Source organism: Caballeronia glebae, from assembly GCF_001545035.1.
Classification (GTDB): Bacteria; Pseudomonadota; Gammaproteobacteria; order Burkholderiales; family Burkholderiaceae; genus Caballeronia; species Caballeronia glebae.
Genome location: NZ_FCOJ02000112.1, coordinates 1 through 10,714, shown reverse-complemented (window position 1 = coordinate 10,714; position 10,714 = coordinate 1). Strand labels below are relative to the sequence as shown.

Below are 10,714 nucleotides of genomic sequence, written 5' to 3'. Positions count from 1 at the left end.
GCAGCGCTTTGGGAATTTCGACAAGTTCGTAGCGGATCATTGCGCCGTCATCTTTCAGACGTCGGAGCGTGAAAATGCGGTCATAGCTCTGCATGTGCTCAAGGAACAAATCCAGAAGCTGAGGCAACTTCCATTCGCCGCGGCCAAGCTCCATCCACTTGCTGATGTGAATCGATTCGTCCTTTATTGTGGCTGCGGCTTCTGTCTTTAGGCTGACCGGAATCCCGCGAATAGTAATGTCATGGCCTCTGTTCGTCCGGCTTTTCACGAGTTGTGCCGTAATGCCCGACGCGTTTAGAACAGATTCAAAAGCAAACTCGAAGCGATCCTTGCTCAGAGCCTGCCGGCTCCCTGCATGATGGCTCAACAGACGATCACCAAAAGAGGCAAGGACAGTATCCGATACCACATCGGAATCATGGGCGCGTGCGAATTGGCAACTAGCCCCAAAAGCGTGGACTGCCGACTTTACCCATCCTTGTTGCGCCGGAGTAAGTCGAAGTAGCTTCTCGACCATTTCGCGAATTTCTTTTTCCGAAAGGCTCATTCAAATTTTCCCATCTTTTTGTTTTTGATGAGGGCTTTCACGATCGGTCAGCAACTCTGGGACTGTTACACCTAGAGTCGAGGCCAAAACCTCAAGCGTGCTGAGCGTGACGTTTCTTTCGTGGCGTTCAACTGAGCCGATATACGTGCGGTGCAAGCCACAGCGCTCGGCTAGCTCTTCTTGGGAAATTTTTTTTCCCCTACGAAAAGTCTTGATGTTCTCAGCTAAAACGGCGCGGAGAGAGTCGCTTGATTTTCTGACCATGCTCAAGCCCAAACATACTAGGCTGAGATTGTCCGCATATGAAGACTATAAGTCGACAGACTATAAGTAGCCGAATGTCATCGGTAAACGGACGGAAGGATGGGGCGAGAAGGAAAGAAGGCCCGCCCATGTCGAGCGGCCCGAAGGCGAAACATGAAACTTATTGAATACATGTTCTGGAGAGAGGTCTGTTTAACGGCCGAATCCCGGCAAACTTTATGGAGCCCCGCCGTGCAGGATCTCCGTGAGGCCGGTTCTTTCGGTACACGTTGGCCGTCAACCTATGGTGTACAAATCTCCGGTTATACAGACTCTAGGTCGAGCGCGGCCTGTTCCGCCTTGCGGTACTTGAACCGCAGACCTACGGTCTTTCGTCCATTCTTAACCTGCTCCCATTCAATCACCAGGTTGTTTTTCTCCCGCAGTTCTTTAACGGCGGGTTCGATCACGCGGCGGCGCATTTCTTTGAAGTTGTTCGCGTAGTTTGCCGCGTCCATGTTCTGTGCGAATTCCTCTATCGTTGGAGACCAAGACCCGACGCCGTTCCAGCTTCTCAGGTTGTCGTAAAGGAACCATGAGTACACGGAGCGCACCGCCGCGGCCTGTCGCAGCTTGTAGGTCGTGAATTCCTCGCGGAGGCAGAAGATAAACGGACGGATATCGGGGTGCCACGTCATCGACACGGTTCCGCGCCCCTTTGAGTACACCGCGCGGAGCAGCCATTGGTGCTTCAGCAAATCGCCGCTACGGTCTCGTACTGGCCGTGTGATGCACTTCGAAAGCAGCACGTCCGCACTGGCGGCTATCTGCTCGTACGCGGTGTCCAAACTCACACCGAACGCCTGCGCATAGTCGATTGCGGTAACTTTGACTGTCCAAAATCGCTCGTCTGACAATGCCCTCCCATCCGTTGCATCCGTTACCGCCAACGCTGCAGACAGCAGTCGCTTATCCGATAGCTTCAGACCGTGCGTGGCTCGAACGATCACGTTTGCAAGAGACACGTTCCTATCCAGGAGCCCGGCTTGGCTATTCGGTTTAGCAGTGAGCGTCTTAGTTTTTGCGATGGCGGTCATCGGCATTGCGCCTTAAGTGTACGTTGCGCGATTCTGTACACCATAAACGGGGCCGTCAAGGTTTTCTTCTATCTGTGGACAACTTTTCAGTTTTCGCAGGCCTGTGGATACGACCGGAAAAATGCCCCATAGACCGGGAAAAGTGACACCGATAACCGGAGTTTTGTACACCTTTATCCGGAGTTTTGTACACCGTATCGCCCCGAGTGCCTTATCCAACAAAGGTTTCAAGATGCCTAAAACGGGAAAACGAGAAAACGTATTTAAAACGGGATACAAACGCACACCGGAGATTTGTACACCATAGACGCCCGGAAAGGCCTGCATGGACGGCGGTTGTAGACAAACCGGAGATTTGTACACCATAGGCCGGTGGTGCTTCCCCGTGCTGGACAAGCTCCCCTGCCCACAGGCCGATAAACCCGGCCTATGGACAGCCGCTACGCGGTCCGGGACTTGACCACACTCGAACGCTGACGCGCCGCTTCGCGGCTTGCCCTGATGAGAGAAACCCCAACGTCAAAACCAATCGTGCTGTCAGCATTCTTGGTATGATTCGCGTTCGAAATTTATTCAGTTGAACCGACTAATATCAACGTCAATTGATAACGCCATGTCGATAGACCCCAACAAACTCCGCGACGTCCGCGAGCGGTTTCTCATCTCCCGGATGGCCGAGCTGGAACCAAGGCGGCGTGAGAGCACGACCGCCAATATTCGATGGGCGCGATACAACGCGCAACTAGAGCGGCTTCGCGCCGAGCGTAGCGAACCGCAAGAGCAACAGGGCACGGAATGAACGACGAAGACTTTATGAAGGAACGCGCCGCCGAAGTCGCCGCGATGAATGACACCGCGAACCATGGCCCGTTTTGCGGTCGCGGCTATTCCCCGGTGACGGATGCGCAGCTTGCCGAAACGCTGGCCGGTGCCGAGATCGTCATCGACGAAGACCGGTTCGATGGCTTCGTCTACATGGAGGGCTATCTGAGCGCCGAGCGGGGCGGCCATGCGTTTCTGGCCGTGAAGACCTGTACGCCCGGCAGCGTGCATTTGCTGGCCGTTCCCGGCCTCGCCTGCGCCGCGCATGGCTGAGTTGAATGGACCCCCCAGCCTGACGCCGGCGAAGCCCGTCAGGGAGCCGGTAGCGTCGCTGGCGGACCTTCTGGCGATGGAGACGCCCGCGAGCTTGCAGGAGCTGCGCGACGAGCTGAGGGAGCGCGAAAGGCTGAGGCTTATCCGCGAATATGAAGCCGCGTTCTTTGCGAGTCGACGCCGGGACGCGTTCCTGTTGTCGGAGGTGCTGGCGGAGCGTGGCGTGCCGCCGTGCTTTCGCATCGAGCGGCGCTACAAGGCCGACAGCCTGACCCCGGCACAGCGGTTCGACCTGGTCGCGCATGACCTGCAATGGCTGGCCGCGACGTACCCGGAGCACAAGGGAAAGGGCGGGCATGCCGAGATGCTGACGGGGAAGGGTGACCGGTGGCTGAGGGTGGCCGAGTATTACGGGTCGCTGAAAAGCCAGAGCGGCGATGTCTGGATGATCGTCAGGCAGCTTCAGCTTGACGAGGAACAGCAGTGGGAATGTCTGGCGCTGAGAAGCATGAAAATCAAACGGGCGGCGGCTGGCCTGAAACGCCGTCAGACGACGCTCAAGAAGGCGTTGCGTGCGCGGCATTTGAAGAAGGTGACCGATTGGCGCGGGCTGGCGCCTAACCCCGTCTATGCACGCCGGGAGTTGGTTTGGGTTTGTGGCGAGATGACGGGCGGCAGCCCGACGAAGGCCGCGCGCCTGTATCGCATGTGGACCGGCAACGCGATAACCCGACAGCTTGCGAACGATGACTTGCAATGGCTGAGGCTGAAAGTTCCGGAAGCGCGACAGCCGCGACGGGAGCCAGACGACGAGGAAGGCGGCGACGTATAAGGAACCGGTTATTTGTGAGGCGAACGAGGGCACGATTCCCTGCGAGGGGTCGCGGTTTTTCTAGGACTTTCACTTTGTGAAATGGACCCGCGCCGCCAGACGGCCGGGTTCATGGCGGGGTCCAAGCGGGCAGGTTTAGCCTGTACAAACCGCGGCATTTAGCCTGTACAGACCCTAATATTTTTGATGGGTCATGTATCCCGTTTTGTACAGGCCGCCAGCCCTTGCTGGATAAGGGCCGGGAGCCTGACAAAAACACCGAAAGTTTTACTTTCGACGCCGCATAGCTGTGATTGCGTATCTCGATTAAGCAACTTCGGCGCAGTAGCGTTTGACGGTCGCGACGGACAGGCCGAAGTGTTCCGCCGTGGCCGCGATGCTTGCCCCGTTCTCTGCACGCCATGCCTTCACTTCGGCAGCGTCACCTTTCTTCGGTGCGCCCAGTTGCTGACCGCGTGCCTTTGCTGACTCGATACCGCGTCGCTGCATCTCTGCTCGATTCTTGTAGTCCGCTTCCCCTTGCGCACACATGAAAGCCAGCACCGCGTCTCTGGTGGCCTTGGTGATGGCATCGGTAGCCGTACCATCAAACTCCATGCCGTTCATCGTGCAGACGACCTTCACGCCCATATCCATCAGTTGGCGCATGGTCGCGGCCAACTCATCGTATCGGCGGCTGATACGGTCAAGCCAGCGGACGTACAGCACGCCGCCATCCGACAGCTTGTCCATCACTCGATTCCATTGCGGACGGTCGGAGGGCGCGACGTGGTAGCCGCTGACACCCTCATCGATGTGGACGTGCCGCTTGTCTACGCCCTTCGCTTTTGCGTCGTCGTATTGGCTGCCGCTGGTTTGACCTTCCGTCGTGCTGATGCGACCGTAGTAGACCGTTCTCATTTTCGGGACTCCCCGTTGGCTCACAAAGTGTGTGGCTCAAATATAAGGCTGGCTCAGAATACAGTCAACCTTTTGAGCTACGTATTTTGTGGCTATGTGAGGTGGCTCACACGGCATACATTGTGAGCCGATCGCGGTGTCTGCAGGCAGTCGGGGTGATGCTATACACTGGTACCAATGAATGTGAATGATCAACCCATCCATCTTGGGTTGATCCAGGTGAATTATTAAACTGTCTCTTAAAAGACAGCCGCTCAGATACCTGTTACTCTGCGGCCAAGAAAATGTTCCGCAGTTGAGTATTAGTGCGGCGCCCGCGACAACGCTTTTTCGTCTAGACGAACCAGCCGCGCAGGGTCAAGATAGTTTTCACCAGCCAATACGTGATTTTCGCCGCTAAGTACATAAACTTGGCGACCTTAATCAGCGGGCCCAGGAGGGCGAGGAATTTGCTGAGCAGATAAAAAAGGGCAAGTAAAGTCATGTGGCACCTAAAAGGGTCACTTGGCGATCGGAGTGGGTCGTGGAACTTTGGCGAGTGAGACGACCTTCTCCACCTTCATCGAATGGGGCGCGCTCGCGCCCCATTCTCTTTTCAAATCAGACTATATAGATTTCCAACGTTTTGAACTCGTTTTTGTCTGAATAAACAAGATACCAAGCCTTACTTCAGCATCTCGCAATATTTGCACCGAGCTTGAAAAGCTGAAAACCAGTGTGTCACAAATTGAATTGTCTTGCTTGAAGATGCCTTTACATCAATTCAAAGGGGGTAGGTGTCAGCATTTTCCAATGAGAAAAGACTAGGTAATCGATTTCAAACCGGTTTAAATAACTTAAAATTATAAAAAATACGCGCTTTATATTCATAAAAGATAGAAAACACTTCCCAATCAAGTCGCCTCGGAGAGGGCAATAGTGTCCCCTCCAACAAAAGTTGGAGGGGCTCCAACTAAGGCGGTGACGATTTAGCTAGGTCAGAGGAGATTCGGCGATCCACCTATGGAAATGTGAACGGATCTTGGCATCAAGACCGCATGCGGCGGCGAGTGGTCGCTTGCACAGCCCATACGCACCCGTAAGGGGACAATGACGGTCAACATCGACGATGTTGTGTACACCGGCCCCGTCGTGCGAGTTGGATCAAACGAGAGTTTCGGTTTCGCCTCGGCATATGAGGCCCGCAGTGTCCACTTCATCACCGGCTTGATGGATCGCGCGTGAAGTTCGTTGCGTGCGATCTGCCCGACGCAAACGACTGACCATTCAAATGATGGCCGTGTTCGCTGAGTACGAAGCGAAGCGCATCAGCGAACGCACGAAGGACGCGCTGAAGGCAGCAAAGGCCCGTGGCGTCGTTCTCGGTGCTGCTGGTGCCGCGAACCTCAAACCGAACATTGAAGCCCGCCAGCAGGCCACTGACTTGTTCGCTCGCAAGCTCTCCGGCGTGATCGAGGGAATGAAGGCGCGTGGCCTGACGCAACGGGCGATGGCTGACGAGTTGAACGGGCGGTGGCGAGTGGTCGCTGATCCAGCTTCAGCGCGTGATGGCTCGCGCCGCCTCACAAAGCAAAAGCGGAGTACCGGTTCAAACTATGATGACCATTACGCAAATCAACCAGAATTAGCGGCCTAAACGAAGCGAACGATTCAGGAGTTACTCCGCACATGCTTTTATTTAAGGTCTTACCTTACATATTTTGCAGATTAATATGGGTAGATTACCGCCTCCGGCACGAGCTGAACTGCTCTGACTCACCATTTGGATATGTTACGACCGTGTACGTGAACCGGTAGCCTGGATCGCAATGGGTGTATCCGACACCGCCATTTGTTTTTGCAACCGGGTTCTTAGATCCACTTGAAACCGTAGAACCTCCTTGCTTACTGGACTGATTGCTGGATTGATTTTGAGCAGCTGCATTCCCATACAAAACAAAACCTGACACAATCAAAGTAAATGATAATCCGATACGTCTTGCGTTAAACATAATTATTCCTTTACCAAGTCGAATTAATCACATACTTCCGTTCTTACAATTGATCCGTCAGCTCTCTTTTCGATTGGAAGCGTTTTTGATTCTTTCCCTCCGTCGCATGTTACGTGTCCGCCATTTTTATCTTTCGGAACCGGCTTTCCTTTACCCTTGATAAATTCGTTCGGATCGATTGGTACCGTCGGTGGCGTTGTCCCCTTAGCACCCTCACCCTCACCATACGACGTTGTAGGAATAAATTGAATTACCAAAATGCTGCAGGTCAGCGCTGTCCAAATAACAATAAATCTCTTAGATTTCATTTTTTACTCCATATAGCGTCTTAGCACCGTGGCTTTTTAATGTCAGGATCTTTCGGGATAAACGGACTGGGAGTTACTGTTGGTCGTGGAGGACATCGGTACTTTTTAGATGGTGATTTGCTTTCAGATCCATGACTCTTTTCTGTTTTGGATATTGATTTTTCCGATTTTTCCGTCGTCTCTTGCGCGAGCGCAGACATCGCGAGCATGTTAGTTATAACAATGTACAGCCCAATGTGTATTCTATTTAAATAAAACATCGCAGTTACACCGGTTTGTTAGTCATTTATATACTAGATCGCGCGTTTAGCTTTGCAAGGTAATTCGACCGAAGTACGAAAAATTCGCACATTGTTACCTTTAATTTACTTTAAAATTACAGATATGTTACTGGTAACAACCTTGTTTTACTGTTTATCATATGAAAAGAAGTTTTCTGAACGCGTGATTCAATGATAGAACTTAGACTGGCCTACATTTGGCCCCAATGAAGAAAGTAGCCCTTAGCTGCTGCTTGCCGCCGCTGTAGGTCGGCACAGACGCGATTGGCCGCCCCATCCCTTACCCAGACGCTTGCGCTGGCCGATGACAAGACAGCCACGCTGCGGTGAGGTGCGCAGGTGTTTTTTATGTTGCAAGGAACTGCTTAAATAATCGGCACTTCTTTTTGATGCGGGCTCTTTTTCGCTTCAAGCAGTCCGCTTGCTGGTGAGACGGTAAGGCGATATGGATGAGGTTGGTATGGCTCGCATGGCCAAGTGTCAGCGCGTGCTGGCCCGCGCCGCCTATGTCACAAGCGGGGGGCCACGGATGAAAAAGGCCCGCCGAAGCGGGCCAGTAATACGGCTACTGTATTAGTAGCCTCGGGTTGTGTTAGGCTACCGCAAAGATAGTTTTAAACAGTACAGCACTGTACAAATTTGCATTAACGCGGCCAGTGCTGCACCGCCAGCGCGATATACGCGGCGGCTAGGACCAGATACAAAGTTGCTGTATCCATGTACTCCTTCCTGTAAGTTGGTGGTATGTGGACTGAGGGGACCCGCCGAAGATGCTTCCCGGCGAACTACGGCGGTATCCCTTCCCTTTTCCGAGACGGCCCTTCGCGGGCCGTTTCTCTTTGGAGCGCCCATAAGCGCTTCGGAAACAACTGTACCAGACGACACCTACCGCGGACGAAATCTGGGGGCAGTTCAAATCCATGCCGATACAACCTACTGCGCCCCTTCCCGCTATTTGCGCGACTTCGACGTCGCATCCGGTGCGCGCACGCCGTTAAACCTAGCCGTAACTCGCTGAACGGCGTGCCGATAATGTCGCCCATTTAGGGCCGCGGGATCGCGCGAAATGCTGGTTTCCATGTAGGAGCCGCAGTGAGCGATACGATGGCCTCAACGTCTACCCGCTAAAGGGCATTGACACTCAGTTACTCAACTCAGACAATCAACTCAAGTACTCAACTCATTTGAGGCAAATATGATTGTTCTGATAGGGGCGGAGAAGGGCGGCGTTGGTAAGTCCACGATTGCCAGCAACTTGGCCGTACACCTGGCGCATAACGGCGTGGACGTTGTCCTTTTTGATACGGACGGACAAGCGACGTGCGCGCGGTTTATCGAGCGGCGGGACGAGGCCGGGATAGGTCCGTCTGTGCCCTGCGTGCAGCGGACAGGCGACGTATCCGCGACGCTGCGGGACCTCGGAAATCGGTATCAGGTGATTGTGGTGGATGCCGGGGGCCGGGATTCTCGAGAAATGCGATCCGCTATGGCCGTGGCCAATTTGCTATTGGTCCCAACGCGGGCCAGTCAGGCGGACTTGGAAACGCTCCCCAAGGTTAATGAGTTAATTGGTTTAGCTCGGGGGTTGAATCCTGAGCTAAAGGCTTCCGCCGTACTCTCGATGGCCCCGAGCAACCCCGTGATACGGGAAGTGGAGGACGCACGGGAGCTAATGGCGCAGTTCGATCAGCTGGAGCTAGCCGAAACCGTCATCCGGGACCGCAAGGTGTACCGGGACGCCCTCCTTAGCGGGCACGGCGTAGTGGAGCGGGATAACTCGCAGGCGCGCGCAGAGATTCAGTTGCTAGCCCAAGAGTTCTTTGAGTTGAGTAACTCAATGGAGTTGAGTAAATGAGTAAATTCCAAATAAAGCCGAGCACTGGCGGGGGCGCTGGGAAGCCCACGACGCGGCAGGAGTTCGTTTCCGGGGCCGCCCTCGTGCAGTCGCAGGCCGGTACTCGTCCGCCTAAGCCAGTCCGGTTGAACTTGGACCTAGACCCCGAAGTGCACAAGCAATTGAAGCTCCGCGCGGTCGAGAACGGCACGACCGTAGCGAAACTCGTACGCGACCTGATTACGCGGGAACTTGGCTAGGGTTGGTTGGGCAAGGGGTAGGGATTCGACGGGACAGGCAGTGTGCGTTTCTCCGCAATTCATTGACAGGGGAAGGCGAAATGAATACTATAAGTAGCAAATTTATTATGAGCGTAATACCCATGTCTCTAAAAACGCTGAAAGGCGGCTTGTCAGGTTTGGATGAAACTAACCAAGTACTGGACCTATTTGACACTGGCGGTAGTACGCTGAACACTCAACTGGCTGAAAGAACGACGAATCGCTGCGAAATTATCGTGGGCGACGCGCGCCGCATCTTGCACGAGATGCCAGGCGGGTGCTTTGATTGCGCCGTGACATCGCCCCCATACTGGGGGTTGAGGGATTACGGCATCGACGGGCAGATAGGGGCAGAAACTACGGTAGATGAGTACATTGAGGACCTAGTGCGCTTGTTCCGGGAGGTTCGGCGCACTCTCTCAGACGAAGGCACTCTATGGCTGAACATTGGTGACAGCTACACGTCAGGGGGGCGGACTTGGCGGGATTCGGATAGCAAAAATAAGGGACGGGCAATGGATTATCGCGCCCCGACGCCTGACGGTTTGAAGCCGAAGGACTTGATCGGTGTACCTTGGCGATTAGCGTTTGCCCTTCAGGCTGACGGCTGGTATTTGCGCACTGACATGATCTGGAACAAGCCAAACTGCCAACCTGAGAGCGTGAAGGACCGGCCAACCCGCTCCCATGAGTACGTGTTCCTATTTTCCAAGTCAGAGAAGTATTACTATGACTGGCAAGCGATCATGGAGCCTGCAGCGGACAAAAAACAGAAGTCGAAAAACCGGCGCACCGTCTGGAACATCAATACCGAGCCTTACCCCGGCAGTCACTTTGCAGTCTATCCGCGGGCGCTTGTTCGCCTCTGCGTTGCGGCGGGTTCCCGAGAAAATGGCCAGGTACTTGACCCGTTTTTCGGGTCAGGGACTACTGGTGTCGTTTGCAATGAGTTGGGCAGAAAGTGCACAGGCATTGAGCTAAACGCGGAATACGCAGAACTCGCACGCGAGCGATTGTTACGCGGTCGGTAAGCTAAAAGCCCAAGTCGCATGCACCTTGCAGAGGTCTTTTCGCAGGTGTTTGATTTGGAGCTTTCGCTCTGTGCCCCCATCGAAATACAGCGCGTACTTAAGCTGCCCAATTGCATCTTTGACATAGCCGTAGCCGGGCTGCGGATTCTGTGTGCTGTCGGTACACACTTTCAGTTCGCAGTTCGCCGCCTCGAGCAGCAGCGCTTTGGGAATTTCGACAAGTTCGTAGCGGATCATTGCGCCGTCATCTTTCAGACGTCGGAGCGTGAAAATG

General features: G+C 54.2%; 11 protein-coding genes. 5 read left to right on the top strand and 6 right to left on the bottom strand.

What is annotated here, in order from left to right:
- The 3 genes from AWB82_RS35550 to AWB82_RS35540 form a co-directional block, all read right to left on the bottom strand.
- On the bottom strand, positions 1 to 547 hold a 547-nt coding region (locus tag AWB82_RS35550; RefSeq protein WP_086973941.1), incomplete at its 3' end, for a hypothetical protein.
- Positions 548 to 811 (bottom strand): helix-turn-helix domain-containing protein, encoded by a 264-nt coding sequence (locus AWB82_RS35545; RefSeq protein WP_086973940.1) that lies wholly within the window; start codon positions 809 to 811, stop codon positions 548 to 550.
- A 302-nt stretch (positions 812 to 1,113) separates the two neighbouring features.
- Positions 1,114 to 1,887 carry a replication initiation protein gene (locus AWB82_RS35540; RefSeq protein WP_159462659.1) on the bottom strand — a complete coding sequence of 258 codons (774 nt, stop codon included), beginning with the start codon at positions 1,885 to 1,887 and terminating at the stop codon, positions 1,114 to 1,116.
- Positions 1,888 to 2,682: 795 nt separating this feature from the next.
- On the opposite strand from AWB82_RS35540, the gene AWB82_RS35530 reads away from it, so the two are divergent.
- Entirely contained in the window at positions 2,683 to 2,982 is a 300-nt protein-coding gene (locus AWB82_RS35530; RefSeq protein WP_086973937.1) for a hypothetical protein, read from the top strand.
- Complete coding sequence (locus tag AWB82_RS35525) at positions 2,975 to 3,814, top strand: hypothetical protein (protein WP_086973936.1); 840 nt, start codon at positions 2,975 to 2,977, stop codon at positions 3,812 to 3,814. Before AWB82_RS35530 ends, AWB82_RS35525 begins: the two co-directional genes overlap by 8 nt.
- A 306-nt stretch (positions 3,815 to 4,120) precedes the next feature.
- Here AWB82_RS35525 and AWB82_RS35520 read toward each other — a convergent pair whose 3' ends face one another.
- Positions 4,121 to 4,714, bottom strand: a complete 594-nt coding sequence (locus AWB82_RS35520) for a recombinase family protein (protein WP_086973935.1) — start codon at positions 4,712 to 4,714, stop codon at positions 4,121 to 4,123.
- 1,270 nt (positions 4,715 to 5,984) lie between these two features.
- Here AWB82_RS35520 and AWB82_RS35515 point away from each other — a divergent pair.
- Positions 5,985 to 6,350 carry a recombinase family protein gene (locus tag AWB82_RS35515; RefSeq protein WP_235023586.1) on the top strand — a complete coding sequence of 122 codons (366 nt, stop codon included), beginning with the start codon at positions 5,985 to 5,987 and terminating at the stop codon, positions 6,348 to 6,350.
- Between the two features lie 378 nt (positions 6,351 to 6,728).
- Here the strand turns inward: AWB82_RS35515 and AWB82_RS37475 are convergent, their stop codons facing one another.
- Positions 6,729 to 7,013, bottom strand: a complete 285-nt coding sequence (locus AWB82_RS37475) for a hypothetical protein (RefSeq protein WP_143756978.1) — start codon at positions 7,011 to 7,013, stop codon at positions 6,729 to 6,731.
- Between the two features lie 1,476 nt (positions 7,014 to 8,489).
- Here AWB82_RS37475 and AWB82_RS35510 point away from each other — a divergent pair.
- Complete coding sequence (locus AWB82_RS35510; RefSeq protein WP_086973934.1) at positions 8,490 to 9,149, top strand: division plane positioning ATPase MipZ; 660 nt, start codon at positions 8,490 to 8,492, stop codon at positions 9,147 to 9,149.
- A 361-nt stretch (positions 9,150 to 9,510) separates the two neighbouring features.
- Positions 9,511 to 10,440, top strand: a complete 930-nt coding sequence (locus tag AWB82_RS35500) for a DNA-methyltransferase (protein ID WP_200818286.1) — start codon at positions 9,511 to 9,513, stop codon at positions 10,438 to 10,440.
- On the opposite strand, the gene AWB82_RS35495 is transcribed toward AWB82_RS35500, so the two are convergent.
- Positions 10,426 to 10,714 (bottom strand): hypothetical protein (locus AWB82_RS35495; RefSeq protein WP_200818285.1); only part of this gene is annotated, 289 nt, incomplete at its 5' end. The two genes, AWB82_RS35500 and AWB82_RS35495, sit on opposite strands and share 15 nt — an antisense overlap.